Origin of the sequence: Halosimplex litoreum (genome assembly GCF_016065055.1) — an archaeon.
GTDB lineage: Archaea > Halobacteriota > Halobacteria > Halobacteriales > Haloarculaceae > Halosimplex > Halosimplex litoreum.
On sequence record NZ_CP065856.1, the window covers coordinates 1,128,000 to 1,154,402 of the forward strand.

Annotated in this window: 23 protein-coding genes and 1 tRNA gene; 5 read left to right on the forward strand and 19 right to left on the reverse strand. The window is 64.5% G+C overall.

Annotated features, from left to right (window positions below; translation table 11 throughout):
• Positions 1 to 52 precede the first annotated feature (52 nt).
• Positions 53 to 1,117 (reverse strand): lysylphosphatidylglycerol synthase transmembrane domain-containing protein, encoded by a 1,065-nt coding sequence (locus I7X12_RS05555; protein ID WP_198062866.1) that lies wholly within the window; start codon positions 1,115 to 1,117, stop codon positions 53 to 55.
• 146 nt (positions 1,118 to 1,263) lie between these two features.
• On the opposite strand from I7X12_RS05555, the gene I7X12_RS05560 reads away from it, so the two are divergent.
• The 5 genes from I7X12_RS05560 to I7X12_RS05580 all read left to right on the forward strand — a co-directional run bounded on the left by I7X12_RS05560 (position 1,264) and on the right by I7X12_RS05580 (position 6,657).
• Complete coding sequence (locus I7X12_RS05560) at positions 1,264 to 1,812, forward strand: GMP synthase subunit A (protein WP_198062867.1); 549 nt, start codon at positions 1,264 to 1,266, stop codon at positions 1,810 to 1,812.
• A gap of 182 nt (positions 1,813 to 1,994) precedes the next feature.
• Positions 1,995 to 3,869, forward strand: coding sequence for a DUF2070 family protein (locus I7X12_RS05565; RefSeq protein ID WP_198062868.1), 1,875 nt, complete (start codon positions 1,995 to 1,997; stop codon positions 3,867 to 3,869).
• A gap of 105 nt (positions 3,870 to 3,974) precedes the next feature.
• Entirely contained in the window at positions 3,975 to 4,496 is a 522-nt protein-coding gene (locus I7X12_RS05570) for a hypothetical protein (protein ID WP_198062869.1), read from the forward strand.
• A 65-nt stretch (positions 4,497 to 4,561) separates the two neighbouring features.
• Positions 4,562 to 6,082, forward strand: a complete 1,521-nt coding sequence (locus I7X12_RS05575) for a sulfatase family protein (protein ID WP_198062870.1) — start codon at positions 4,562 to 4,564, stop codon at positions 6,080 to 6,082.
• A gap of 104 nt (positions 6,083 to 6,186) precedes the next feature.
• Positions 6,187 to 6,657 carry a hypothetical protein gene (locus tag I7X12_RS05580; RefSeq protein WP_198062871.1) on the forward strand — a complete coding sequence of 157 codons (471 nt, stop codon included), beginning with the start codon at positions 6,187 to 6,189 and terminating at the stop codon, positions 6,655 to 6,657.
• A gap of 26 nt (positions 6,658 to 6,683) precedes the next feature.
• Here I7X12_RS05580 and I7X12_RS05585 read toward each other — a convergent pair whose 3' ends face one another.
• The 18 genes from I7X12_RS05585 to I7X12_RS05670 all read right to left on the reverse strand — a co-directional run bounded on the left by I7X12_RS05585 (position 6,684) and on the right by I7X12_RS05670 (position 26,401).
• Entirely contained in the window at positions 6,684 to 8,156 is a 1,473-nt protein-coding gene (locus I7X12_RS05585; RefSeq protein ID WP_198062872.1) for a M48 family metallopeptidase, read from the reverse strand.
• A gap of 88 nt (positions 8,157 to 8,244) precedes the next feature.
• Positions 8,245 to 8,329, reverse strand: a tRNA-Ser gene (locus I7X12_RS05590).
• Between the two features lie 27 nt (positions 8,330 to 8,356).
• Positions 8,357 to 8,770 (reverse strand): hypothetical protein, encoded by a 414-nt coding sequence (locus I7X12_RS05595; protein ID WP_198062873.1) that lies wholly within the window; start codon positions 8,768 to 8,770, stop codon positions 8,357 to 8,359.
• 132 nt (positions 8,771 to 8,902) lie between these two features.
• A complete protein-coding gene (locus tag I7X12_RS05600) occupies positions 8,903 to 10,351 on the reverse strand; it encodes a hypothetical protein (RefSeq protein WP_198062874.1) in 1,449 nt (482 codons plus the stop codon).
• Between the two features lie 231 nt (positions 10,352 to 10,582).
• Complete coding sequence (locus I7X12_RS05605; RefSeq protein ID WP_198062875.1) at positions 10,583 to 11,320, reverse strand: hypothetical protein; 738 nt, start codon at positions 11,318 to 11,320, stop codon at positions 10,583 to 10,585.
• 277 nt (positions 11,321 to 11,597) lie between these two features.
• A complete protein-coding gene (locus I7X12_RS05610; RefSeq protein ID WP_198062876.1) occupies positions 11,598 to 11,909 on the reverse strand; it encodes a hypothetical protein in 312 nt (103 codons plus the stop codon).
• Between the two features lie 296 nt (positions 11,910 to 12,205).
• The gene (locus I7X12_RS05615; RefSeq protein ID WP_198062877.1) at positions 12,206 to 13,024 is read right to left on the reverse strand and encodes a hypothetical protein; all 819 of its coding nucleotides are present in this window, start codon (positions 13,022 to 13,024) and stop codon (positions 12,206 to 12,208) included.
• 2 nt (positions 13,025 to 13,026) lie between these two features.
• Positions 13,027 to 13,461, reverse strand: a complete 435-nt coding sequence (locus tag I7X12_RS05620; protein WP_198062878.1) for a hypothetical protein — start codon at positions 13,459 to 13,461, stop codon at positions 13,027 to 13,029.
• A 254-nt stretch (positions 13,462 to 13,715) separates the two neighbouring features.
• Complete coding sequence (locus I7X12_RS05625) at positions 13,716 to 15,458, reverse strand: hypothetical protein (RefSeq protein ID WP_198062879.1); 1,743 nt, start codon at positions 15,456 to 15,458, stop codon at positions 13,716 to 13,718.
• A gap of 29 nt (positions 15,459 to 15,487) precedes the next feature.
• A complete protein-coding gene (locus I7X12_RS05630) occupies positions 15,488 to 17,995 on the reverse strand; it encodes a hypothetical protein (RefSeq protein ID WP_198062880.1) in 2,508 nt (835 codons plus the stop codon).
• Between the two features lie 70 nt (positions 17,996 to 18,065).
• The gene (locus tag I7X12_RS05635) at positions 18,066 to 19,106 is read right to left on the reverse strand and encodes a hypothetical protein (RefSeq protein ID WP_198062881.1); all 1,041 of its coding nucleotides are present in this window, start codon (positions 19,104 to 19,106) and stop codon (positions 18,066 to 18,068) included.
• Entirely contained in the window at positions 19,096 to 19,722 is a 627-nt protein-coding gene (locus I7X12_RS05640; protein WP_198062882.1) for a hypothetical protein, read from the reverse strand. Before I7X12_RS05640 ends, I7X12_RS05635 begins: the two co-directional genes overlap by 11 nt.
• 84 nt (positions 19,723 to 19,806) lie before the next feature.
• The gene (locus tag I7X12_RS05645; protein ID WP_232343068.1) at positions 19,807 to 22,212 is read right to left on the reverse strand and encodes a VirB4 family type IV secretion system protein; all 2,406 of its coding nucleotides are present in this window, start codon (positions 22,210 to 22,212) and stop codon (positions 19,807 to 19,809) included.
• Positions 22,205 to 23,284, reverse strand: a complete 1,080-nt coding sequence (locus tag I7X12_RS05650; protein ID WP_198062883.1) for an ICP22 family protein — start codon at positions 23,282 to 23,284, stop codon at positions 22,205 to 22,207. Before I7X12_RS05650 ends, I7X12_RS05645 begins: the two co-directional genes overlap by 8 nt.
• A gap of 43 nt (positions 23,285 to 23,327) precedes the next feature.
• On the reverse strand, positions 23,328 to 23,759 hold the full coding sequence (locus I7X12_RS05655; protein WP_198062884.1) for a hypothetical protein: 432 nt from the start codon (positions 23,757 to 23,759) through the stop codon (positions 23,328 to 23,330).
• Between the two features lie 373 nt (positions 23,760 to 24,132).
• Positions 24,133 to 24,894 carry a hypothetical protein gene (locus I7X12_RS05660; RefSeq protein WP_198062885.1) on the reverse strand — a complete coding sequence of 254 codons (762 nt, stop codon included), beginning with the start codon at positions 24,892 to 24,894 and terminating at the stop codon, positions 24,133 to 24,135.
• Positions 24,895 to 24,951: 57 nt separating this feature from the next.
• On the reverse strand, positions 24,952 to 25,611 hold the full coding sequence (locus I7X12_RS05665; RefSeq protein WP_198062886.1) for a hypothetical protein: 660 nt from the start codon (positions 25,609 to 25,611) through the stop codon (positions 24,952 to 24,954).
• Positions 25,612 to 25,660: 49 nt separating this feature from the next.
• Positions 25,661 to 26,401, reverse strand: a complete 741-nt coding sequence (locus I7X12_RS05670; RefSeq protein WP_198062887.1) for a hypothetical protein — start codon at positions 26,399 to 26,401, stop codon at positions 25,661 to 25,663.
• Positions 26,402 to 26,403 lie beyond the last annotated feature (2 nt).

Genomic DNA, 26,403 nt, shown 5'->3' on the forward strand with positions numbered 1-26,403 from the left:
TCGCCCGACCCCCGACAGCGACCACTCGGGACGGCGGTCCAACGCTCGCGACTCAGACCCCCTCGTCGTCCTCGACGGGAACGATCGGCGGCGGGTCGCTCACCCGCACCGACAGCGACGCCGCGGCCAGCCCGCCCAGCAGAACGACGAACCAGTAGTTCGACAGCCGGAAGAGGAAGACGGCGGCGGTCGCCGTCGGCAGGTCGACGGGCGCGATCGCGGCGGTCACGCCCGCCAGTGCCACCTCGAACCCACCGAGGCCGCCGGGGAGCGGTACGACGTTCAGCAGAGTGACGACCGGGACGACGAACACGACCATCGCGTAGGGCACGGGCTCGCCGATGGCGTGGAAGCTCGTGTACATCGGCAGGAGAAAGCAACACCAGCCGACGACGGCGAGCGCGACGGCCGTTCCGACTCGGCGCCGGTCACCCGTCAGGTCGTCGACCGCACCGGCGAACCGCTCGACTGCGTCCTCGATCGGTTCCGGTGCGAGCGCCGTCTCGGCTCGGGCCGAGACGCGTCCGACGGTCCGGCGGAGACCGGCGGCTACCCCGAGCGCGATGCGTTCGAGGGTCGCCCGTCGGTAGGCCGCGAGGGAGGTGAGCGCGAGGACGACGGCGGTCACCGCGACCATCGCGACGAGGACGGTGCGGAGCACCGTCCCGCTCGGGCCGCGCCGGGTCGCGACCAGCAGCGCCAGCCCGGCGACCGCGAGGACGAGCGACGCGACGACGTTGAGGAAGGCGAACACCGACGCCGCGGCCAGCGTCGATTCGTAGGGCGCCGCCGTCTCGCGGCTGAGCGTGTACGACATGAGGACGGGCCCGCCGCTCTGGCCCATCGGCAGCACCTGTTTGAGGAACTCGCCGCTCAGGTACGCCGAGCGGTAACGCCGGCCGCGAACGGAGTGGCCGGTGCTCGCCAGCAGGCGCCGCACCGCCTCGCTCCAGGCCGCGAGGGCGGCGACGACACCGAGGAACCCGACCGACAGCACCGCGAGATCCGCCGACGCCAGCTCCGCCAGTACCGCCTCGGGTCCCACCGCCCAGAGGAAGCCACCGACGGCCAGGAGCGCGACCGCGAACCCGGCTATCAGGCGGGCGCGACGTGACACGAGGGGAACGGACGTGACCGACCGGTAAAAATCGTCCGGCGGGAGCCGGCGTCGGGAGCGAGCGGCCGAGTGTCGCAACCGACACTGGCCGGCCAGTCCTGCGCGTTCCGGACGGCTTTTACCGGCCGGCGAGTTACGGGCCCCTAATGACCCGCATCGACGTGATCGACAACCACGGCCAGTTCACACACCTGGAGCAGCGCGCGCTCCGGGACATGGGCGTGGACGTGGAGATCGTGGACAACGAGACGCCGCCAGAGGGGATCGACGCCGACGGCCTCGTCCTCTCGGGCGGCCCCTCGATCGACCGTATCGGCAACTGCCCCGACTACCTCGACCTCGATATCCCGGTGTTGGGCATCTGCCTGGGCCACCAGGTCATCGCGACGGAGCTCGGCGGCGAGGTCGGCGAGGGCGACTACGGTGGTTACGCCGACGTGACCGTCGACGTGCTCGACGACGCCGACCCCCTGATCGGGTCGCTCGCACCGAGCACGCGCGTCTGGGCCAGCCACGCCGACGAGGTCGTCCGCGTCCCCGACGGCTTCGCCCGCACCGCCGAGAGCGACGTCTGCGGCGTCGAGGCGATGAGCGACACCGACCGCGATCTGTACGGCGTCCAGTGGCACCCCGAGGTCGCCCACACCGAACGCGGCGAAGAGGTCTTCGAGAACTTCCTCGCGATCTGCGAGTGACCCCGCGGGCGAGCCTGCCGGGAGCCGCCGGTCGCGGGACGCCGGCGTGCCATGTCGTCGCACGGACGTGTGTTTCTGTCGAGAATATCGGCCCGCAAGCGCCTGATCGGGGCGCTGACGGGCGTCTGACGGAACTCCCACGTTTGAAGTGATCGTACGGTCATTGATGGATCAGGTTAGCCATGACGACAACTCAGGGCAATCTCGCGAGCCTGTCGCGGTTCGTCTTCCGCGCGCCCAGCTGGTACTCCAGCATCGGCTTCGCCCTGCTCATCGCGGCGGTGGCCGGCGTCGCGGCGTTCGACTCCCGGTTCGTCTTCGAGGACGCCTGGGAGGGGCTGTTCTACATCGGCGTCCCGACCGTCGCGGCGAGCGTGTTCACGCCGTACGTCGACCGCAAACTCGGCGGCCAGCTCTCGCGCAACCAGGCGTCGCTACTGGCGCTTGCCTGCGAGCTCATCACGATCGCCGTGTTGACCGCCGCGGCGTTCGTCGCGTTCGTGACGCCGCTGGGCCAGGAGTTCGTCGTCGACGCCCTGCTGGTCGCGCTGGCGTCGATCTTCGCCCTGCGGCTGTTCGTCATCATGGCCGTCTCGCGCCAGCGACTCCCCGTCGCGTCCGCCGCCGCCAGCATCCAGACCGTCTCCGCAGCGCTGTTGCTGTTCGTCTACAGCGGCACGATGCGGTACATGGAGTTCGGCGGCGGGCCGATCGCCCGCGCGTTCCTCTTTCGCCCCGACGAGGCGCCCGCGCGCATCGCCGAGATGCAGTACGTCGACCCCGGCAAGTTCGGCCTGCTCGCGCTCATCTGCGTCGTCTACGCCGCCTGCGTCTGGCTCTTCCTCACCGTCATCGACCAGCCCTGGAAGCGCAGTCTCGGCGTCAGCGTCCTCGACTTCGTTCGCGGGTTCATCGGTCACGTCGCCGAGGGGAGCCGCGAACTGGAGGCGTTCTTCGAGGACATCGGCGAGGACGCCATCGTGCCCGTCTCCGTGCTCTCGGTCCGCCGGTCGGGGGGCGGCGAGAAGGCGCGGTTCGTCCTCCCGATGCTCCACCCCGGCCCGATGGGCGACATCGGCGGCGGCAACCTCCCCCGGCGGATCGCCGAGCAGGCCGACGGGCTGGCGTTCCCGCCCCACGCGACCGCCGGCCACGACTTCAACCTCGTCACCGAGCGCGAGGTCGAGACCGTCATCGGCACGGCCGAGACCGCCTACCGGCGCATCGAGTACGACGCGACGGCGACTGAGTCCGTGCGAGTCGAACAGGGCGAGGCCACCCTGACCGGCCAGGCCTTCGGCGACAGCGCCTTCCTCGCGTCGACGTTCGCGCCGGGGTTCGCCGACGACGTGGAGTACGCCGTCGGCCTCTCGGCGGTCGCCGAGGCCCGCACCGGCGACCTGTCGGAGGTGATGCTCGCCGACGCTCACAACTGTAACAACGGCCTGGCCGGCGAGGACCTCGGCCACGTGGTCCCCGGCAGCCAGCGCTCGTTCGACATGATCGACGGCGCCGGCGAGGTCGGCTCCCGGCTCGCCGCCGCGACGCGCAAGCCATTCGAGTGCGGCGTCGCCTGGGACGAGACCGACTGGGAGCCCGAGGAGGGGATCGGCCCGCTGGGCATCCGCGTCGCCGTCTTCTCGGTCGACGGCCAGCAGACCGCCTACGTCTTCGTCGACGGCAACAACATGGTCCCCGGCCTGCGCGATCGGATCGTCGACGCCGTCGACGCCGTCGACCGCGTCGAAGTGCTCACCACCGACACCCACGTCGTCAACACGATGGAGGCCGAAAATCAGGTCGGCGACGTCCTCCCCGAGGCGGAGGTCGTCTCGGCCATCGAGGACCTGGTCGACGAAGCGAAGGCCGACCTCGAACCCGTCGAGGCTGGTATGGAGACCGAGAGCGCCGAGGTGACCGTCTTCGGGAACGACCGCACGGAGATGCTCGCCTCGACGGCCAACGCCGCCGTCTCGATGGGCGCGCCGCTGGCCGGCGCCATCATCACCGCCGCGCTGTCGATGTCGGCGTTCATCTTCCTCGTCGCGCGGCTCTGAGCGGACGCAGCAAGCCCTCGCGATGGTGTCCGCTCCGCCGTCAGCGCTCGCGACTCCGCAGGCGAGACCGAAACGACGAACACGGAGTCGGCCGTAGTCGCCGGCGTGAGCCGTTCGCTGACAGACGTCGCTCCCGCCGCCCTCGTCCCGGCCGCCTGGGTCCTGACGCTGGGCGCCCACGTCTCGCCGCTCGTGTCGCGTCACGTGCTGTTGATCGGCCTCTCGGTGATGACGGTCATCCTCGGGGCCTTCGCCGTCGTCGCCCGGGAGAAGATGACCGGTCCGGTCCTCGCGGTCTGGCAGGGGGTGATCGTCGTCGGATTCGTGATCACCCTCGTCGGCGCCGTCGACCTGGCGCTCACGCCCGACGCCGACCCCGCCCTCGCGGTGACGCTGTACGGCTGGATGGCCGTCCCGGCGCTGGCCTACGTCGCGACCGCCGCCGAGATGGAGCCGCCGTTCAACCGGATCTACCTCGGCGGTGCTATCCTCGCACTGGCCGGCGCGGCCACCTACGGGCTGGCCGGCTCCGGCGTGGACGCCGCCGTCGGCATCGCCGCCGTCGGCCTCGGCCAGACCGCCGGTATCGTCACCGCCGTCTACCAGAACCCCGGCACCGGCGGTTGAGCGCGAGTGGCGGTGCGAGCTTCCGGCGTCCGAACGCTTTTGCGACTCACTCGCGCCACACGAGTATGCGGATCCTGTACGTCGACTGCGACTCACTCAGACCGGATCATCTCGGCTGTTACGGCTACCACCGCGACACCTCGCCGACGATCGACCGGATCGCCGCCGAGGGCCGCCGGTTCACCAACTACTACGTCTCCGACGCGCCGTGTCTCCCCTCGCGGACGGCGTTTTTTACCGGCCGCTTCGGCCGTCACACCGGCGTCGTCAACCACTCGGGGGTCAACGCCGACGTACGCCACCGCGGCAGCGCCCGCGGCACCTCGACCGACGGTCGCTACCGCACGCTCCCGCGCGAACTCCTGAACCGGGGACACACGACCGCCCTGGTCAGCCCGTTCCCACAGCGCCACGGCGCCTTCCACGTCCTCGACGGGTTCGAGACGTGGCACGACACCGGCGGCGGCGGCGCCGAGCGCGCCGAGGTCGTCGCGCCTTACGCCGAGTCGTGGCTCGACGACCACGCGACCGACGAGGACTGGTACCTCCACGTCAACTTCTGGGACCCCCACACCCCCTACGACACCCCCCAGGAGTACGGTAACCCCTTCGAAGACGATCCCGCGCCGGCGTGGCTCACCGACGAGCGCATCGCCGAGCAGTACGAGAGCTACGGCCCACACAGCGCCCGCGACCTCCACCACGGCTACCTCTACGGCCGCGGCCCCCAGAAGCTGGAACGAACGCCGGACGAGATCGCCGACCGCGAGGACTTCCGTCGCTGGGTCGACGGCTACGACGTGGGCGTCCGCTACATGGACGACTACATCGGCGGGCTCGTCGACCGGCTGAAAGCGGCTGGCGTCTACGAGGAGACGCTGGTCGTGATCTCCGCCGACCACGGCGAGAACCTCGGCGAACGCAACGTCTACGGCGACCACCAGACCGCCGACGACAAGACCTGCCGCGTCCCGCTGATCGTTTCCGGTCCCGACGTGGAGCCGGGCGTCGACGACGACCTCCACTACCACCTCGACTTCGCGGCGACGCTCGTCGACCTCGTGGGCGGCGAGGTCCCCGCGGGGTGGGACGGCGAGTCGTTCCTCCGCGCGCTGGTCGACGGCGAGTCCGACGGGCGAGAGTACCTCGTCACCAGCCAGGGCGCCTGGGCCTGCCAGCGCGGCGTCCGCTTCGACGACTGGCTGCTCGTTCGCACCTACCACGACGGCTGGAAGGCGTTCGACCCCGTCGAACTCTACGACCTCGACGTCGACCCCCACGAGACCGAGAACCTCGCGCGCGACCGCCCCGAAGTTGCCGAGCGCGGCATGGCCCTGCTGGAGCAGTGGCTCGCCCAGCGAGGGATCGACGCCGCTACCGGCCGAAACGGTGGGAACCCGGACGCGCCGCGGGCGCTCGCCGACCCGCTCCTCGAGGAGATGCGGGAAGGCGGGCCGACCTACCTGCGCGACGCGACGGACAGCTACGCCGAGCGCCTGCGCGAGACCGGCCGCGAGGGCCACGCCGACGAGATCGAGCGCCGCGACGGCGTCGTCGAGCAGTCGCCCGCCGAGTACCTGCGGTAGGGGCCCCTCGCCGCCCGGACCGACACCTGGCCGCTCGGACCGGCTCCGCGTCGGCCCAACCAGTTGGTGTGGCTGGCTTTGACGGTCCGGTGCGCAGATCCGATATGACGGCCGGAACGCTGACGATAAACTGGCTGCCGGTCGGCCTGCTCGCCGGCGCGGCGGTCGGGCTAGTCGCGACGCTTGCCATGGACCTACCGATGAACCGTCTCCCGGAGGGCCCGACCGCCCCGCGGGTGGCCGCCGGGACGCTCTCGGACGCGTCGCTCGAATCGGCTCCCGACGGCGTCGCGACCGCCGCCCACTACGGCGCCGGCGTCGGGACCGGCGTCCTCTTCCTCGCCGCCGTGAGCGCCGCTCGGTGGCTGCTCGACGGGACCGCCCTCGCCGTCGTCGCGGCCGCCGCCGCACTCGGCGTCCTGATGAACTGGTTTTTCTCGTTCGTCGTCGTCCCGACCTACGGCCGGGTACCCGACGACCGGGTCGGTCGCGTGCGCCGCGACTGGGCGCTGTCGGCCGCCGCGTACCTCGTGGTCGCGAGCGCGCTCGTCGCCGGTGGGTTCGCTACTCTCTGAGAACCGCGCCCGACCGATCGACCGTTTCAGCGGCGCTCTCGGTCGTCCATGGCCGTCCGGAGTCGTTCGATCCGTCGTTCGGTCGGCGGATGCGTCCCGAGCAGCCGGCGGTAGATCAGCCGTCGCGTCCGGTCGAAAAAGCGGTGTTCCTCCCACGGCGGCGGGACGATCGAGAAGGCGGCGGCCGAGGACGCCCGCAGGTCTCGGTCGGGACGGTGACGGAGTTCGGCGTCGAGCGTCTCCAGCGCCGTCGCGAGCGCAACGGGGTCGCCCGTCATCGCCGCGGCGCCGTCGTCGGCCGCGTACTCCCGGGCGCGAGCGACGACCGCCGTACAGACTCTGCTGATCGCCGCCACGAACCCCGCGAACAGCGTCACGACCGGGTTGAGACCGTACCGCCTGAACACGCGGTGGGCTCGCGCCCGCGGGAACGACAGCGCCGTCAGCACCGCGGCGTCGTAGTTGGCGACGTGCGATAGCTCGTGGGCCAGGACGGCGTCGAGTTGCGCCTCGTCGAGCGCGTCGACCAGCCCCGTCGAGACGACCAGCGTCGACCGCGAGGGCAGGTATCCGACCGCCGCGGCGGTCGGCGTCGGCGACTCGGCGAGCCGCACGTCGGGCGCCGGCACGTCGGCCTGCGCGGCCAGCCGGGCGACGCGCCGCTCCAGCGTCCGCAGGCGCTCGTCGTCGACGGCGTCGGCGACCGCTTCGAGGTCGTCGAGGACGGCGGCGCTCGACAGCTCGTCCCGCGCGGTCACGACGAGGTGGAAGCCGGCGGTGACCGCCCCGCCCGCCCAGGCGAAGGCCGGCAGCAGCGTCGCCCACCGGTACGCGCCGGCCAGGACGGACACGCCGACGAGCCCGCCGGCCGCCGCCGCGACGACGACCGCCGAGCCGACGAGACCGAGACGGTCGGCGGCCGCCCGCAGCGTCCGCGCAGTCTCCAGGGTAACGACGCGCGCGACGGCGATCCAGCCGACCGAGCCGTGGGCCACGTCGTCGGCGTCGGCGTCGAAGTCGGTCGCGCTCCAGCCGCCGCCCTCCTCGCGGTCGCGCGCGACCGCCAGCAGCGCCAGTGGGTACGCCGACGCGATCAGCACCACGAGCACGAGGACGAACGTCCACCGAGGGAGCCCCGACCGGACGATCGCTCGATAGGTGACGAACAGCGACGCGATCACGACCGCACCCGACGCGTACAGCCTGACGAGCGCCGTCCCGTCCGCGTCGACGGGGTCGCCCCGCGCCCCGCGGTAGACCGACAGCGCCGCCAGCCCGACGAGCGCGCAGACGCAGACCGCGAGCGTGACCCGCGTCGCCGGGTCGGCGACGACCGGCCGCAGAAACGTCTCCGCGGCGGCAAGCACGCTGTAGGCGACGACCGCGAACACGACGACTTCCAGCGCGACCGCGACCAGGGCCACGACCGCGAGCACCGCGACCACCGCGACCATCCGCGACGTTACCCGGAACCGTGATCGGAACGTCGTGGAGGGCATCGTCGGAGGTTGTATCGGCTGTCACTTCAACGGCCGGGGCCGAGTCGGACCGCGTAGCGGCGACTGGTCGAGTTCGCGTCGACGGAAACGCCGAGGAGGAGATTTGAACTCCTGAGTCCTTGCGGAGACCTGCTCTCGAAGCAGGCGCCTTGGCCAGGCTAGGCTACCTCGGCTCACTTCCCGCTACACGCAGGTCGACTTTATCCGTTACGGTTCGTCCCGCTCGCGTCGGGGAGTCGGCGAGCGTGAGCAGGCGGACGGTCGCCGGGGCTTGCGCGACTCCGAGGGCCTCGCGAGATCGACTGTCTGCCGGTTCCGCCGTTTCCACTCGCACCACCGCGCTGGCCACCCTTTCGCCGTTCACCACTCCCACCGCCACCGACGGTACCGACCAACTGCAGGACCGCCACCACCACGCCGAAGACGCCCAAGCCCGCGACCGTCAGGAACACGACCTGAGCCACCGTGTCCTGGATCGACCCGCCGCTGCTCGCCGCCAGCACTCCACCGCGCACGACCGCCGACTCGCTCCCCGCCGACGCCACGACCGACTGTGCGGTCGCCGCCTCGCCGCCCACGGTCCCGCCTGCCAGCAACGCCAGCGACGCGTTCATCATTCCGGCCCCTCGGTCAGTGGCGTCTCCGTTCGCTGTAGATCCCGAGGCGGACGTGTTGCCGACTGCCTGACCGCAGGGGGGCTCGTAGCTACGAGCGTCGAACCCCTCACGATTCTATTTCCCAGACTGTCACACGACGGACGCGTCCCGGAACTTCTGGTGGAAGTAGCCGTCGAGTTCACTCGCTTCGGTGAGAGCTAACACGACCACGTACGGCCGATGGGTCGGTCGCGCGACGATGAGGTGTCGTGCGGGCATGTCTGTCGTCGACAGCTCGTCGAAGAGGTTCTCCATCGTCAGGTCGACACGGAGAATCGCCTCGTATATCGTTCCCTTGTCGGCACTCGTCGGCGACGCGTGCGCTTCGAAACTCGCCTCGTCGTCGTCCACGTCGGTGATGAACGTCGACGCGATGCCCCAAGAGTCCTCGCCGGCCGCGTCGTAGGCGCCGTCGGCTATCTCGGGGACCCAGTCGACGGCGTCGAAGAAGGCGAGCACCGCATCGTCGACGCGCTCGACGGCGTCGAATGCCCAGCACTCCTCAGGATCGGGCGGCGTGATCGTCCGCTCGCACGTGCCGTCGTCGGAGAAGTCCGCGCGAACGACGTTCCCCCTCACGAAGTCCGACATATTTTTTGCCTGGCTCGGGGCAAAGTCGTCGTACCGCACCCACCGCGGCCCTTCGTCTTCGTTGAACCAGAGCATTACTTGCTCTTCCGGGTGGATACGAATGATCCGAAACTCCGGTGCATCGTCTGGAACGTCGACGGCGTCACCGGCCGAAGCAGCCGACCGATTCGCGCTCGCTGGCGCGGTTGGCGACGGACCACCTTCCGCTCTCGGTGGGGACGTGTCGCCGGTCTCGAGTCGGTCTGCAACCAGTGGTTGCTGGTCGAGCGAGACGGCGTCGGCCAGCCCGATCCCCGAAACGCGGTACGCGAGCGGTGGCCGCTGGGCCATCTTGTAGTAGAGATCCCGCATCTGACAGGAGAGTTGCCGACAGACGCGTCGACGAAACTGGTCGTCACACGGGATATCGAGCGTCTCCGGGAGCAACTGGATCTTGACGTCGTAGTCTTCGAGGCGGTCGCCTCGCGATTCCATGACGGGACCGTCTTCCGACTGGTAGACCACCAGCGGTGCCGAGGTCTCGGTGACGGCGGAAACGCCGGGGGAGAACCTGACGCGGTACACGATCGATTCGATGGCACTGGGCGGGCAATCGATTGGCGGGTCCTGCACCGCGTCGTAGAACGGCCGAAAGTGCTCGGCGAACGCGTCCTCGGAGCGGTCTTTCAGGCAGTCGATGGCGTCTCTGAGGTACTCCGGGTCTTTCTGGGTCGGGACGAACTCGGCGTCAGTCTCCCAGTGGACTTCGTAGAGCGCGCGACGGTGGAGTCGCTGCACGTGCTCGACTGTCGCGTCGTCACACTCTCCCTGTGGTGGAAACCGCTCTTGCAGGTGGCGTTCGATCGTGCCGTCCCAGCTCACCAACACGTGATGCGTTTCGTCGGCGTGGTCGACGAGCTGTACCAGTGCACCGTCCTCCCCCGTGTCTTCGATCGAAGCGCGCAACATGTAGTATCTCCCTACCGTTGAGTCGTGTATCCGGAGTCCTCGGTCGTGACGATTGGCGACCCGTGGATTCCCCATTGGTTTCCAGGCCGCGGTGGGTGCCGAGGAACACGTTCCCATCCCACTTGGTATCCGCTTCACCTGTAGATAGTTTCACATTACGTATTCTACGTAATATGTATTTTGAAATGAATTCTCTCGGGCCGGAATCCGACAACCCCCTCGACGGCAGAATCACTCGTCTGGCCGACTGATCAGGCCATCTGCCAACGTCGTGGGTTTCCCGTAGCCTTCAATGTCCACGTCGGCCGGTGGCTCTTCGCCCATGTTGCGGTAAATATCCCGGGTCTGGCAGATGAGGTTGTTCACGCAGAGGTCGCGGAAGTCCTCTGGGTAGTCGAACTCACGATTTATTTCTCTAATAGGGGCCATCACGAGTGTCATTCTGGTAGTGTTTGGGGGGCATTCGAATTCCGCCCCGGATTTATTCGTCTCACCATCCTCCCGATAGTATAGACGGACATCTGGATCAACGTGCGGGATCGACAACTCTTCGTCGTAGCAAAATGACTTCATTACCATAACTACATTTCCGCAGATATTCTCTTCATTTTTGAACTCGTCTGTGTGAACGAGGGCCTTGTAGAAATCACGGAACTGTTCGGTAAACTCCTGGATTGGCAGATTCTCTAGTGCTTCAATTGCTCGCGGTATCTCTTCGGGGTTCCACGCGGCTGAGAGTACGTCGCAGTCGGTTTCCCGGTGGACATGATACTTTGCACGAGCTTCCACCTGTTGAAAAATCCGCTCCTGCTCGTCGGTTCGATTCTCCGATCCTAATGGGTAGTCGTTTTGACGGTGTGTCTCGATCGACCCGTCCGGTTTGATTTCGACGCGATGGAGTGAGCCTGAGTTGTCGATGACTTCGACGACGATACAGTCTTCTTGCCGTTCGTAGAGTTCAGCTTTCACGGTTAGTGTTGATTACAGCCATCAGCTCAGTTGATGGCTCTGAAATGGGCACATCTGAGTGAACGGTACCCCGGATATAGCTCGGATTGATCTTATTGGTCTGGCCGACTGATCAGGCCGTCTGCCAACGTCATGGATTTTCCGTGTCCCTCCATATCGACATCCGTTGGTGGCTCTTCGCCCATGTTGCGGTAGATGTCCCGGATCTGGCAGATGAGGTTGTTCACGCATAGATCGCGGAAATCTTCGGGGTACTCAATCTCACGGTTGACCGCTTCTATGAGGGTAGGCAGGGTACCATCTTGGTGGTGTCAGACGGGCAGTCTGTGGAACCGCCAACAGTATTGGTTTCTCCATTTTGACGGTAGGTCACCCCGACCTCTGAATTTACGTGTGTGATTTCCAGTTGTTCGTTGTAACAGTATGCTTTAGTGACGAAAATGACGTTACCGGTGAAACTGTACTTCTCTTTGGCGACATCCGGATCCAGTAGAATGTCGTAGAAATCACGGAACTGCTCGGCGAATTCGTCGATCGGGAGATTCTCCAGCGCTTCGATACCCTCGACAATCTTGTCAGGGGCCCACATCGGTGGGAGGGTGTCGTATTCGGTCGCTTGATGAGCGTGAAATTTCGCGCGGGCCTAGACCTGCTGGAGGATTCGTTGTTGTTCGTCAGTGAGTTCCTCAGATTCGAACGGGTAATCATTATAACGGTGCATACCGATAGATCCATCGGGATACACTTCGACTCGGTGAAGCGACCCACTATTGTCCACTACTTCGATCACAACCCGGTCTTCCTGCCGTTCGTACAGTTCAGCTTGCATAATTCTGTTTCAATTCTCTGTTGCAGTGCTTAATATCATAACGACACTCATTCGAACTATCCATCGTCTTCAGTTTCCAGGTCTGTATTTTCGTGTTCTTCCCCGTGCGGATTTGGAGGTTTGCTAATATTTTCATCGTTGTCGTCGGCACCAGATTTGGTCTCCTCTCCACCACCTTCGGCCGAATCCAGATAGGACTCTTCGATGTGTTTCTTCCGTTCTGAAGCCCAGTCAACAGCTTCTCCTACGTGCTCCTCACCATCCTTTTTATCCCAGACATGTTCTACCGCGGCCTCTGCTGCAGCGTCAGTCCCGCCTTTTTTAACACCACTCGAGAGAGCGCGGACTGGATCGTCTTTGATCGATTCCGCCCCAGCTTTCACAATTCCAGAGATACCGCCGCTCTTTGCTCCGGATTTCAAGTGCTCTTCGGGACCAGATTCGTCTCCGACGTCATTCCGGTCGAGATCACCTAACTTTCCATAGAGCGCCTTATCTAATTCGTCGTTCGCAGAGAGGGTATCGATGAGTTCGTGTTTCCGCTCGCGGTCCAGTTCCATCCATTCTCCGCTGTCCATCTTTTCGACATCCCCAAGAGAGAAATTCTCAGCCTCATCGTCAATTTCTCCGATCCCTTCGGGCCCCTTCTCACCAGCTCTGGAAACATCCGCGTCATCTGCTTCACCACTGCCCAACGCGTCCGAAACTGTATTGGAGACGACCTCCGGCGACTCCTTGACGAACTCGACGGCACCGCCGATGCTGGCGTACTCGCCGAGCGGTTTCTCCGTCCGTTCGTCGAGTTCGTGGGAGGCCTTCTCGTTCACCGGAGCGACCGAACCCCTCTCGATTCCGCCGAGGACCCCGCCAACCACTGTCACCTCGGGATCGCCGCCGAAGCAACACCCCCTAACACGTCCCCCGAGATGACACCGCTCGCTGTCTTTTTCGCACCCTCCGAGACGTAGTCTTCGGCGTCGGGGCCGCCGTAGGCGTCGATGGACTCCGCGATGATCTCTTCGCCGCCCTCGTCCTTGACGAAGTCGACGACATCTTTGATCTCGTCCGTCTCCATCGCCTCCAGCGAGGACCGACCGTATCCTTCCACACGGTCCCAGGTCATCTCGTTCTTGCCGTACCCGCCTCCGATTTCTGGGTCCGCTTGGTCCACGTCGCTCCAGTCCATCTCGATATCGCGCAGGTCGATGCCGTCGGTCCCGCCGATGGACGAGGGAGATGGCTCGTCGGTCTCACCGCCTCCGGTCGAACCGAGTCCGACCGCCGCTCCCAGGCCCCCAGTTCCGTCTGGCATCCCGACCCTGTCGAGACCTGGCTCGGCGTCTCCCCTACCCCGTCCGATCGGAGAGAGACCATCGGGACAGCGACCGTCCCCGAGGAACTACGCTTTCTCACCAATGGCGACCTACGAGGGACTCGTAGGGTTAGTCACCAACGATGGATCTATGGTTTGACGCGTTCTGATAAGCCAGAGAACGGTTCCCTGCCGATCAATTGCTGTCCCACGAACGCGATCGGCACTTCGCAGACGATGGATCGTCACCGTGCTTACTGCTTGACGCTCTCTTCCTGGAAGTCCCGGTGGAAATTGTCGACACGCTCGCTCGCTTCTGTGAACGCCAGCACGGCGACGTAGGGTTCGTCGACTGGTCGGACGACCATAATATCTTGTGCCGGGTCCTCAGACGTTCCAAGTTCCTCGAAAAGACCCTCCAGGCTCCGCTCCGCCCGGAGGAACTCGTAGAACACCTCGTCTTTGTCAGCAGTGGCTGGTGAGACTCTGACCTCTACTCGGTGAGGGTCGTCTTCGGGGTCCGCTTCGAGCGAGGTCCCAATGCCCCACTGGTCCGCGCCCGGGGCGTGTTCGAACGCGCCGTGGACGATGTTGGGTACCCACGCTACGTTCGCGTAGAACGTCAGCGTCGTATCGGCTTTCAGCTTCGCGACTTCGATCTCCCAACAGTCCTCGGGTGCTGGCGGTTCCAGTGTCGCTTCGCTCGAACCGCCGCCCACCAGCGTCGCGAACACCAGATTTCCCGGGACGAACTGCTCGAACGATCGGAGTTGGTTGGACTCCACCGTATCCATCCGCACCCACAACCGAGCGTTAGCCTCGACGTCGACCCACAGCATCGCGTCGTAGTCGGGACAGACGCGGATGATTCGATACGTGCCGGCCGCCGTTTCGGAGCCGTCAGTTGCTTCCGTCCCGGTGGCATCGGCGCCGGCTGTGGATCGTTCGTCGTCAGATCCGTCGGCTGGGGAGGTACCGTTGGTATCGTCGTCCTGTTCGGCAGGCTGGCCGGACGCGGGTGGTCGCGGCTGGTCGTCGTCCTTGCGATAGCCGCGATACTGGCGGACGTACCTGGGTAGGACTGGGAGATCCCAGTCAGGCCACTCGCCTTCGACGAGTTGCGTCGCACGCTCTTTGAGGTCGTCGTCGAGGACGACTTCGGAAATGTCGATGGCTTCGACGTCGACGCTGGCGACCTCGCGGGCGATCTCATGAACCCGGTCGCGGCCAACTTCTGCGAGCATGTCCGCAGAGATGTACGGTTCTGGCTCGTCGGGCCCGAGGTTTTCGAGCGCTTCTTTCCCCCCCTCTTCGATGCGTTCGAACGTCTCTTGGTCGATTTCCAGTAAGACGTGGTCGACGGTGGCGTCTTTTTGCGCCTGCGAGAGGTCGAGGTCGTCCGGCACCCAGTCGTCGAGCGAATAGCCGTGTTCGGGGTCGTCGTCGGCCATCAGGGAGTGCCAGCGCTTGAATTCGCGCCCGCGCAATCGTCGGAAAATTTTTTCACCCTCGTACAGTGGCGCGTCCTCGTCGCGGATTGCGTCAAAGCGGCGAAGCAGGGCGTGACCAAATTCGGTAGGCTCACCGGTTCGACGGACGTGGGCGATGATCCCCTGAACACGAGCGTGTCCTAGATCGTTATAGATATTCGATATCAGATGTTCTGCCGTTTTCTTGCCTTTATGCACCCCTTCATCGGAAATCTGTCGGTATTTCTCTTCGCCTTTTGTGTTGTACTGCTCGTACCCGTATTCACCGACCAGCGAATATGCAATTAAATACAAATCGATATCGTCATCTGAAATGTCTGCAATATCGTGTTGCCGAAGAAGGTTTGCCACGGCAGGGGCGACTCGGCGTTTGAAGTGACTCATTCGGCGTTGCTTTCGCTCGAATTCGTCGAGGTCACCGTCATCGGAGAGGCTATTTGCTATGGAACGAGCATGATGCGCGACGAGATCTTCATCTATGAACTCGGAAAAGTCCGTATGGACCAATCGATATGGATGATAATACATCGTTTTAATTAAACATCTGCACCGAGTTTACGTAGGTCGGATTTGAGTTCCTCTTCCCATGCTTCTTTGGTTTCGCTGTCATCGATCCATCCCCTCTCACCTTCACCGGTTTGGTTTCTGCCCATCTCCTCTTTAGGTGAGTTTTTATACCAATCTTCGATACAATCTTTTGCTACATCATCAACTTCCACGCGATCGTGATCATCGGCAACTTTTTGAAGTGTTTTTGCCGTGTGTTGGTGTCCTTCGACTGTTAATTGATCAGGATTTTTGAGTGCGTCTTTGAACGTGGATTGTCCGTCGCCATCTGTGAGCTTGACACCAGATTCGTCCTCCCTCCCGGAGATAGTCCCAATGGCTCCACCGGGAACTTGATACTCGTCATCACCCATTACGACACCTTCCTCGGGATCAAACCTGTCGTCGCACATCCCGTTTTTCTTGACGGTACGGATCGCATCCGAAATGACGATTTCGTCTTTGTCGACGGTTTTTTCCACAACCATTCCAGTCCCCCACTCGGTGGCGTATCCTTCCGCGGTAGATTTCGAGGCGGACGTGTTACTGACTGCCTGATTGCGCGGGAGTTCGTAGCTCTCGGCATCGAAATCTTCGAGGACCTGCCGTGCCATGTCACCGGTGCGGTGAGTGAGTCCTCGCTGGAGATCCAGCGTGATCTCGCCGGTTTCCTCGTCGACGCTGGCGGCGTCTATTTTCTCGTGGTTCTCTTCGATAAACCTGTGACTCGCCTGCTGATACACGTCGAGGGCTTCTTCGGCTTCATCCGATAGCTCCATTCCCTTACCGAAGTCGTGCTCTTCATAGGGCGTATATCCCTCCATACCGCCCGATTGCACTGGTATTGCCCCGCTTGGCTTTTCATCGATATCGTGGTGTTCTCGGACCATCTTTTCCCAGAGCTGTCCCCCGGGATGACTGCTCCCGTCGGATTTCCAGACCTCGTGTGCTAACTGCATGTCCTTGGCCGTGAGTTCCCCGTCTATCTCGATGTACCCGTCGTCGTCCAGTGCGAGTCGTCGACCCTCGTCTGTATCCACGGTCCTCAGAGCCATCTCGCTATCGTCTGGGTCGAGTGTGCGGATCTGTTGGTCCAGCTTCTTCCGTTCCGCTTCCGCAAGTGCCGGATACGTCGTTTCACTCACCACCTCCTTTTGGGTATGTTCATTTGTGGGCAGCTCGACAGTGTCGCTGAATTCGATGTTGGTGAGTGCCTCGTGACGGCCACCCTCACCGACCACCGAAGGATTGTCGAAACCATCACCGTTACCCCCGGAATCAATACCCATCGCGATGCTACCGCTATCGAGCACTGACGACCGTTCGTCGTCGCCGAATCGCCCGCCGACGAGCCCACCACTTAGCCCGACACGATCGGCGAGCGTTCCCGGCATCGATTGGCCGCTACTGGTCCCCCGGCTTGTCGCGTCTCCTCGTCTTTCCGCCCCACTGCCACCCCCGCCACCACCGTCACCGACCGAACTGAACAACTGCAGGACCGCCACCACCAGCACGCCGAAGACACCGAATCCGGACACCATCAGGAACATCATCTCCGCGATCATTCCCTGAATCGACCCGCCGGGATCGGCAGCCAACGCCCCGCCGCGAACGACGCCCAACTCGCTCCCCGAACCGGGTTGGGTCTGGGACTGGTCGACGACTGCCCGGGCGGTGGCAGCCTCGCCGCCGACCGTCCCACCAGCCAGCAGTCCAAGCGAGGCGTTCAGCATCCCCGCGATGAGCACGCCCGCGACCAGCAACACGACCGCCAACTGGAAGGCGATCTCCGCGATCTGCCGGGCGTACTTGAGCGGGCCGATGTCGACGAGCCAGAACGAGAGCAACAGCGGGAACAGCGCGTAGATCGACACCAGGACGAACTGCCGCAGCGCCAGCGCCAGCTGTCCCAGTAGCAGCGAGAGGAGAAGGAGTATCGAGACGAGGCCGCCGGTCAGCGCCGCCCGGAGGACCGACGAGAGCGACTCCGTCGGGGACCCCAGGTTCACCGTCACGTCGAGCGAGGCCAGGTCGGCCAGCAAGTAGTCCTGCAGGGCGTTGACCAGTTCGAACGCCCACGCGAACAGGCCCCTGGCGAACAGCGTCCCGTCGCCCGGCGGGTTCACGACGTAGATGAGGACGATAGCGACGAACGTCCGCTCGGTGAACCGGTGCAGGTCCGTCGCGGACGACCGCGGGAACAGCTGGCCGAGCGCGAGCTGCGACAGCGCGAGCTGCGACAGCGCCATCACGGCGAGCAACGCGAAGAACAGCCCGGTCGAAAGCTGATACACGCCCTCGACGGACGCGAGCATGTCCGGGTCGAGCGTGAGCGCCTCCCGTAGCACGGCCGCGTAGATGTCGAGGAGCACGTCGAGTCCCCGCCTGGCCGCGTCGAGATACACCGACGCGTACCACGTGAAGGCCTCCTTCACGTAGCCCGCGATATCGATATCGAGGAGACCGCCGAACTGGAGGAGGACCGAGGACGGGCTCATCTCTCCCCCTCCGCGACCGTCGACGGTCGGGCCGAGCGGTCGTGCCCGGCGAGCGTGGTCTCGCACATCGTCAGGTCGCCCCCCGCACGACCGCGAGGACGCTGACAGCCAGCGCCGTGCCGATCGTCCCGAGGAACGTCACGAGGTCCGAGAGCGCGCTCCTGAACCGGTCCCCGTCGACGGTCGCGGGACCGCTCCCGTCGTCGAACGAGAGGTCCGCCCCGGACGCGTCGCCGGGCGTCCCCCCGTCGAGGTCTGCGATGACGACGCCGATGGAGAGGACCGCAGTGAGCACGATCCCGGCCAGGAGGAGATGGGCCGTGACGGAGAACAGTTGCTCGGCCAGCGCTTTCGCGTGTTCGGCCGGCCCGACGTCGACGACCCAGAGAGCCATCAACAGCGGGAAGACGGCGTACACCACGTAGACGAGGTACATCCGGACGGCGAGGACGAACAGCAGCCCGAGGCCGAACAGCAGGAGCACCACGACGACGGGCGTGAGCGCGAGCGAGACGAACAGTGACCCGCTGTCGAAGAGTCGCGCGACTAGCTCGGCACCCAGGCGCATCCGGAAGGGATACCGATAGAACTCACCGGCGATCGCGTTCGTGAGCGCGACGGCGAAGCCGATCAGTTCCCGGGAGACGAGGACCGCGACGAATCCGAGGAGCACGCGGCGTAGCCAGCGCTGGACGCCCGCACCTTCGCTCTGCGGTCGCAGCTCGGCGGTCAGCAACTGGCCGAACGTCGCGACCAGAACGATCGCGAGATAGAGGCCGAGCGTCGTCCACCACGTCCCGTTCAGCGCCGCCACGTACGTCGGATTCCTGAAAAAGAGGAACCACTCGAGGCCGACGCTAAAGACGGCGTCGAGCGATCCGAGGACGGCCCGGAGAACCTGTTCGAGGGACCACTCGATAGCGGACCGAAACGCTCCGAAGATATCGATCCCCGGTATCTGGAGCGGCGCGACCCCGACGGGTATCGCGACGGCCGTGCGACCAGATCCGCGGGGAGCGGGCGGCTGTCGCGGGACCGCTGGAGCGTCGCCGAGACACCGACTGCGGGCGAGAGCCGCGCGGACGACGCGGCGTAGCCGGTCACGCCCCACGTTCGCTCACCCCGGTACCGAGCGCGTCTCGCAGACGGGCCAGCGCGTGGCCTTCGGACGGAACGGCGTAGAGAGCGACGAACGGGCGCTCCATGACGTTCACGAATACGAGGTGGACGGGTGCTACCGCGACCGTGTCGGTCCCGTCGTACCAGCGTTCGAGCGACTGCGCTCCCGCTCGCAACGCTTCCCAGCGGTCGAGGCCCTCGACCCACTGTGGAATCGTCTGTAGCTCACAGACCGGATCGCCGGACGAGTCCCGCCGGAGACTGACACCGACCCCGGTGTTCGAATCCCGGGCGAGCCACGTGTCGACGACCGGCCCCGGCGGCGCGCCGTGGGTAACGAACGCGAGCGTCGTCTCTCGGACCGTCGACACGGACCGGAGCGCCCAGGGTTCACCGCCGTCGGCTGCCGGTTCGAGCGTCGCTTCGACTACCGCCCCGGGCGAGAGCGACCCCGTCAGCGGCACCTGTTCGTCGTCCCCCGGACAGGTCCACCGAGGGACACCGGCGTCCACGTCTCGGAGGAGCGCGGTCCGTTCCCCGTCGAATCCGAAGACCCGGAACTGGCCGTGACGAGCGTCGCCGTCTCCGTCGGTATCTCCGTCTCTCATGCGTGAGTCGTGCTCGACCGCAGTCGGTTCGCTCGCGCCGGGACGGGGGCGCCCCGTCTCCGACCGCTCGTCCCGACAGATCGTTCAGTCCAGCTGGCCACGTTCGCTCCGCGGACCTCGGGGAGGCGGTCCCGTCGACTCGTGCGCGGGGACGTCGTCGGGGTCGACGATCTCGTTGTCCACGAGGAACCGCCACGCGTCCAGGTCGCCGTCGACGACGTGGTGTTCGAAGTCGTTCGACAGGACGCGCATCCGTAGCTTCCCGATGCCGGTGACGTAGAGCAGCGACTCGGAGTAGCTGGCGGAGTTCCCCGCCTGTGCCTGGAGCACGAAGTTGCGCTCCCGCTCGGTGAATCCGAGCGCCTCACACGCCTCCTCGCTGAGGTCCTGGTGGCGCATCAGCGCGCGGATGTCGCACTGGTCGTAGATCTCCTTGGCCTTCTCGCTGTGCATGAACTCGTCGACGGTCTGACTGATGAGCGTCAGCCCGCTCCCGTAGTGGCGGCTGTGACGGACGAAGAGGTTCAGCATATCCAGCGACTGGTCGTGGCCGAGCATGTAGTGCGCTTCGTCGATGACGACGATCATGTTGCCGTCGTTGTTCTTCGCACGCTGGAAGAGCCAGTCCAGAACGATGTGCATCAACAGCCCTTCGTTCCGTCCGTCCGCGACGTTCGACAGGTCGAACTGAACGACGCGTTCGTTGAGCCTGACGTTCGTCTCACCGTTGAGGTTGGCCCGCTGTCCGCCCTGCTGGAAGTCTTCGAGCCCCAGCAAGACGCTCTGGGCGTACTCTGCGATCCGCTTTTGACTCTCCGCTGACCGGCGTTGATCCCGGGACGCCGAGAGCGAAGCCAGAACTGACTCGCTTTCGGGTGGAGGGTCGATGAACTCCTCCGGTGAGAGCCCGTCGGCCAGGTTCCGGAGCACGTCCAGGACGTCGTCGAGGGTCGGGCTCTCGTTACCGTGCGTCTCCGGGTCCTTCGTGATCCCGTACCGAAGGTACGCCAGCCGGATCGCACGGCGGAGGACCCCCTCCTCTTCTTTGTTGAGTTCGCGCCTGCCCTCGAAATGCGACTCGAACATCCCCATGACGCTGCGGATCTTCTCGTCGTAGGGGTTGCTGTCGGTCGCCTCTAGATTGTCGGCCGCCTTGATCTCCAGCGGATTGATGATAGTGCTACTGTTGATCGTCACTTTCTGGCCGTCGACCGCGTCGACGATATCGCCGAACCCTCCCACGGGGTCGATGATGAGCACTTCGGCGTCGGGGTCGATCATCAGCCGTCGCCACATCGCCAGCTTCGCGAGGTAGGACTTCCCCGACCCGATCTTGCCGGTGATGAGCATGTTGTGGCCCGACCGCTGGAAGCGGTCGACGACGACAGGGCTGTTCGTCGCCGAGTGGAAGCCGAGCAACACGCCCGACGGTTCGACGACGGTCGGGTCGGTGAACGGGAACGCCGTCGCCAGCGCCCGCTGGTCCATCACCTGTGTTTTCCGTATGGGGTCGTCGGCTAGCGGTGCGATGGCTCGCTGTGACTGGCGCTGTCTGTCGAACAGCGTCGCCAACCTCGCGTTCGACTGGGCGAGGTGTTGTTTGAGTTCCTGGGTCCCCTCGTCGAGGGCGTCTTCGTCTTGCGCGACGACCTCGAAGTACAGGCCGAAGTCGAAGAGTTTCGCCGACCCCGCGGTCAGCTCGTCCCGGAGGCGATTGATGTGTTCGAGTTTCTTCTCCTCTTCGAGTGTGTTGACCTTCCCTTTCTCCCGTTTCTCCTGGAGTTTCGTCGACAGCCGTGTGGCACGGACGTTGAGTTTCTGTTTCATCGTCTGGCTGTCCCGGGGCCAGATCTGCTGGGACACCCGCACCTCGGCGCCTTTCGTCGAGAGTCCGGTGGTAAAGAGCGTATCGAGCCACCCGTTCGCGACTCGACTCGGATAGTCCGAGATGATCAGCACGCGCGCAAGTTTCTCGTTCCTGTTCCCCCCGAGACGCTTGATGTAACTTTTCGATTCGACGATCCGGTTCGGGGCGACGCTGAGACGTGTCGATTCGCTCCTGTCGTCGGCGTCCGGAACTGCCCCGGTGGTCGCCCGTTGGTCCATCGACCGCTCGTATTCGATCTCCTCGAGTTCGTCCCGGAGCGCCTCCCCCGAGACGTCTTCGCCCCTCCGTTGTAGCCGTCGCACGGCCTCGCTTACGAACTCGTTTTCGGCGTCTCGAACCCCTTCGGCCGTGCCGTCAGACGCCGACGCCCGAGTGCCCGACACCCCCTCCGATCGGCCGACGGTATCCGCGATCCGTCGTCGGATCGCTCCGGGGGACGCGTTCAGAAAGATCGGTGTCGAACCGAGTATCATAAAGACGGACACGAGCAGCACCAGCGACGGGAGCGCGCCGTAGGTCTCGACGAACTCCCCCATTCCGAACAGGTCGTAAATGCCTCTGACGAACGACGCCTGAAGCGGCCACGCGACCGCCTCACTCATTCGCGACCCCTCCGGTCGACGCCGACGGATCGTAGTAGCTGCGCGACGACCGTCTGTCGAAGCCGGGGCGAACCGGTTGCTGGTTGTTGTAGTAGTGATAGAGGACGCTCAGGACCTCGTCTCGGTCCCGGAGCCGTTCGGCCTGGATGTCCAGTCGCTGAAGCGAACCCTGAATTCGACCGAGTCGCGCGTTCAGTTCGCGAACACATTGCGTTCGAGTTACGTCCGCCCCGTCGTCGCCACCGAGGAACTCCATCACCGACGCCAACGGCGGGAATCGGTCGGCCAGGTCCGTCAGAACCCCTCCCGAATCTGCCTGTAATTCCTGTATCATGTCTACCGAGACGGGTGCGACGACGTAGAACCGCCGCTGTTTCATGTCGTTTTTCGTGATGAACTCGTCGAGCCAGCGAGGGTAGATGCTCCGACCGACGTCTATCAACTCGCTGGCGGCGCGCGCGTCCTCTTTTCGCTCGCGGATCTCGTCCAGCCGCTGGACGTGGTCGGAAATGTCGAACCGAGTCGGATACGAGACGATCTGGATCGGGAAATCGAGCGCCCCCAGAAACGCCGACTGGTACGTCTCCGCGATCTGGCTCTTCTTCTCGGCCGTGTGGATCGACCAGCTCCTGGGCTCGACTCGGAGTATCGCGACGTACTTCTGTTCGTCGACGACCACCATCCCAGCGCCGTCGACGCCTTCGGGGACCCAGTCGTCGTCCGCTTCCAGGACGAATTCGAAGTTCAGCATGTCCTGCGTATAGTTCGGAACTTCGAACACGCCCCGTTCGGTCGGGTCCGTGGCCTGTGCCGGCGGCCGAGTGTCCCGATGCGCATCCGGGTCCCCTTTCGGCGACTCGGGACTCCCGTCGTCTGCGGACCCGACGCTCTCGTCGGACCGCGCGTCGTCTCCCCCGACGGTGTCCTCCGCGTCGGCGTCACCCCCGAACGACGGCGTCACACCGACGAAGGCGCCGTCGGTCTCGTTCCCCGCTTGCCCCCTCGTCTGGCCGTCCTCGTCCGATTCCCCTCGGTCCTCGTCCTGCTGTGTGCTATCTCTTCGGTCCGGCATAGTTCGATCCCGTTGCAGGTCCCGCTCGGTGTTCCGCTCCGTGCTACGTTCGGTCGTCGTCCGCTTCGGAGGCGACCAGCGTTTCCGCGTACGCGACATCGTCGCCGGGGGACTCCTGTCGGATCTGCTCGTGCGTGTGGATCCGGTCTCGATACGTGACTGGGCCCCTGTTTCGCTCCGCCGGCTTGAGATAGTACACCGACGGCATCAATCGCCGCCGAGCGGCCGCCGGAGCCCATTCGACCGGCGTTTGCCCTTCCGGCGTTCGGACCGCGACGACGACGACACCGACAGCGGCCACCCCGATCAGCAACAGCGACCACACGAACGATATCTCCTCGATGTAGAGCGTCGGCAACACCAGCACCATCGGTACCGACCCCAACACGACGAGTTCGTCGAACGTCAGCCCCAGCATCACGGTCGTCCTGAGGATTTTCCCCGGCACCCTCGCGGTTTTCATCGTCTCTACCACATCGATATATATTCTCTCTAATATTTCTTTGGATGTCGAACGGACGAACTCTCTCGAAGTGCATTTCACGGCGACTTACGAGCTCGCTGTCGTTCGTGCGAGCGGCCGACGGGAGGACAGCCGCGCCTTCCGAAAGAACGGCGTTTCACGAACGTACGGGGCGAACGGCCACGCTTTTCCCCGCAGAGTCTCCGACGTAGCCCGCGTCGATTCGGCCGAACTGCGGTCGGGTGCGGTCCCGCTGTCGGCCGGTGAATCGGTACCCGGCCGAACTGACCGCGGCGGTGGTCGGATCGGCGCTCTCGTCCCCCGCTGCCGGCCACGGCTTTCGCGGCGCCGCCGACCGCACCGTCAGAGCCCACCATCGGTCGAGTCAAAAGTCGTCGTCGTAGTACTCTTTATCTTCGGTTGTCAACAACTTCCCCGGCAGCTCCTCGTCGATGTCGGCGTAGGGTTCGGGCGGTTCTTCACCGACGTGACGGTAGATATCACGGATCTTCGCCATCATGTGCTCGACGAGGAACACCTGAAAGCCGTCGGGAAACTCGTAGTCACCCTCCCGGAACTCCATGGGCGGCAACGTGATCGTGAATTTCTTCGCTGGATATCCCGGTGACGTGTCGTACTTCGACATCCGCGAGTCTCGGTGGGTCGTCTGGACCTCACCGTCTTTCCGATACTGGATGATCGGCGTCGGCACGAACTCGATGTCGTTGTCCTCGTCGACGATGTATGGCTGAGTGATGATCTGCGCAGTCTCTTCGGTCACGTCCTCGAATCGTTCCGGCGCAGTCACCATCTCGTAGCACGTCTCGAACTGCTCGGCAAAGTCGTCGACGTGCATGGTTTGCAGCGCTTCGATCCCGCGTTCGACCTCTTCGGGAATCCACTCCGGATTCACGATCTCCGCCTCGGGGAACTCCCGCTGGGCAGCCAGTTTCGCCCGCGCTTCGACCTGCGTCATGATCCGTTGTTGTTCGAACGTCCGCCCCTCGCGATATTTCGGGTAATCATCCGCGTAATGTTTTTTAATTTCACCGTCCCACCCGACGTGTACTACGTGACCAATCTGTCTTCCATCAAATATTTCCACACCAACTTCTGTATCGTTCTGGCCGAGAATTTCTACTTCCATAATAGGTCCTTTCTGCTTAGTTTTCGCGCTATCACTCGTTTCATTCTGTACCACGGGTTAGTCGTCGTTTCTTTGTTTGAATTCACTATCATCCATAGTCCCATCACGAGTGTCCGCCCCACCACTCTCACCGAGACTGAAGTCGAGGTCGTACCACTCTTCGCGCATTTCGCTGGTGAACGAGTCGACGGTGGCTCGCCCGGCTTCGCCCAGACTCCCGGTCTCCCGGAGTTTTCGCGTGAAACTCGCCGCGCCACTCCCCGCCAGCCCTTTCGCGGCGCCGCCGACCGCCCCGCTGACCGCGCCGACGCCCGCACCGACCACAGTCCCGACCGGGCCGGCGACCGTCCCGGCCGCACCGCCCGACACCGCGCCGGTGATCGCGCCTTTGACCGCGTCGCCGGCTGCCGACTCCAGGTGCTTGTTTTCGGTATTCCCGCCGGCCTGCTCGTAAATCTGCTGGAGGTCGTCCACCTGCTCGTCCGACCACTCGTCGGACAGCGCGTCCTCGAAGTCGTCGGCGGAGTCGGCCTCCGACAGCGAGATGTCCTGCTGGTCCGGCGTCGGCTGACTCGACGGTGTCGACACTTTGTCGTCGGTCGCTGGCGTCGCGTCGCCGCTGGGCCCGCTGGACGACTCCGATTCGCCGCCCGACCCACCGGCCGTGCAAGCGGTCGATTTCACCCTCCCACCGAAGCGCGACGCGACTACCGACATTGCTCACCGCGTCCCGTCGTCCAGCCACCAGGAATCGCTCGTTCGGGTGTCATCCTGTCGTCGATTGGCGCTCCATCCAGCCCTCGTCGCCGACAATATGCAACTTCCCGATACCCTCGACACGGTACTCCTCGGGCGGGTCCTCACCCATGTTGAGGTAGATATCCCGGATTTGAGCCATGACGTGCGAGACGACGACGTCTTCCATCTGATCTTCGTAGACGAAGTCCTCAGCCAACTCCACTTTGGGGAGATGGAGCACTAGCGTTTCCTCTGTGGGCCAGGACGGATACGACCCCACGACACGATCCTGGCCGGTCTCGAGCTGGTACTCGACGACGAGATCCGCGACATCAACCAGTTGGTCGTCGCTGAACCGGAGTGGCTTGTTGACGACCGCCGTCGGCTCGTCCATCTCCGGATCCTGAACGTACTCTTTGGGGTCCTGGATCGCTTCGTAGAACTCCCTGAACTCCTCGTGGAACGCTTCGACGTCGTAGGAGGCCAGCGAGCGTAATCCCGCTTCGACGTGGGCCGGATCCCACATCGGATGGAGGATCTCTGCGTCCGGGAACTCCTGTTGCGCCGCGTACTTAGCTCGTTCTTCGACCTGGGTCATGATCCGCTGCTCGTCCGGTGTGCGATTCTCGGGCTGAAGAGGATAATTCTCGGTAGAGTGCTTATGAATTGTCCCACCCCAATTAATTGATATAGAGTGGCGGTTGTTGTTCTCGTCGAAGACTTCAACGCCACAGCCTTGATCATCTTGGCCGAGAATATTGGCTTCCATTG

Excerpts from the sequence above, each read along its gene's own strand:
- I7X12_RS05560 (WP_198062867.1), top strand. The coding sequence starts at position 1,264 with ATGACCCGCATCGACGTGATCGACAACCACGGCCAGTTCACACACCTG.
- I7X12_RS05650 (WP_198062883.1), bottom strand. The coding sequence starts at position 23,284 with ATGCCGGACCGAAGAGATAGCACACAGCAGGACGAGGACCGAGGGGAA.
- I7X12_RS05585 (WP_198062872.1), bottom strand. The coding sequence starts at position 8,156 with ATGCCCTCCACGACGTTCCGATCACGGTTCCGGGTAACGTCGCGGATG.
- I7X12_RS05645 (WP_232343068.1), bottom strand. The coding sequence starts at position 22,212 with ATGAGTGAGGCGGTCGCGTGGCCGCTTCAGGCGTCGTTCGTCAGAGGC.
- I7X12_RS05665 (WP_198062886.1), bottom strand. The coding sequence starts at position 25,611 with ATGTCGGTAGTCGCGTCGCGCTTCGGTGGGAGGGTGAAATCGACCGCT.
- I7X12_RS05575 (WP_198062870.1), top strand. The coding sequence starts at position 4,562 with ATGCGGATCCTGTACGTCGACTGCGACTCACTCAGACCGGATCATCTC.
- I7X12_RS05600 (WP_198062874.1), bottom strand. The coding sequence starts at position 10,351 with ATGTTGCGCGCTTCGATCGAAGACACGGGGGAGGACGGTGCACTGGTA.
- I7X12_RS05580 (WP_198062871.1), top strand. The coding sequence starts at position 6,187 with ATGACGGCCGGAACGCTGACGATAAACTGGCTGCCGGTCGGCCTGCTC.
- I7X12_RS05610 (WP_198062876.1), bottom strand. The coding sequence starts at position 11,909 with ATGTGGGCCCCTGACAAGATTGTCGAGGGTATCGAAGCGCTGGAGAAT.
- I7X12_RS05660 (WP_198062885.1), bottom strand. The coding sequence starts at position 24,894 with ATGGAAGTAGAAATTCTCGGCCAGAACGATACAGAAGTTGGTGTGGAA.
- I7X12_RS05565 (WP_198062868.1), top strand. The coding sequence starts at position 1,995 with ATGACGACAACTCAGGGCAATCTCGCGAGCCTGTCGCGGTTCGTCTTC.
- I7X12_RS05595 (WP_198062873.1), bottom strand. The coding sequence starts at position 8,770 with ATGAACGCGTCGCTGGCGTTGCTGGCAGGCGGGACCGTGGGCGGCGAG.
- I7X12_RS05670 (WP_198062887.1), bottom strand. The coding sequence starts at position 26,401 with ATGGAAGCCAATATTCTCGGCCAAGATGATCAAGGCTGTGGCGTTGAA.
- I7X12_RS05620 (WP_198062878.1), bottom strand. The coding sequence starts at position 13,461 with ATGCCAGACGGAACTGGGGGCCTGGGAGCGGCGGTCGGACTCGGTTCG.
- I7X12_RS05640 (WP_198062882.1), bottom strand. The coding sequence starts at position 19,722 with ATGAGAGACGGAGATACCGACGGAGACGGCGACGCTCGTCACGGCCAG.
- I7X12_RS05630 (WP_198062880.1), bottom strand. The coding sequence starts at position 17,995 with ATGAGCCCGTCCTCGGTCCTCCTCCAGTTCGGCGGTCTCCTCGATATC.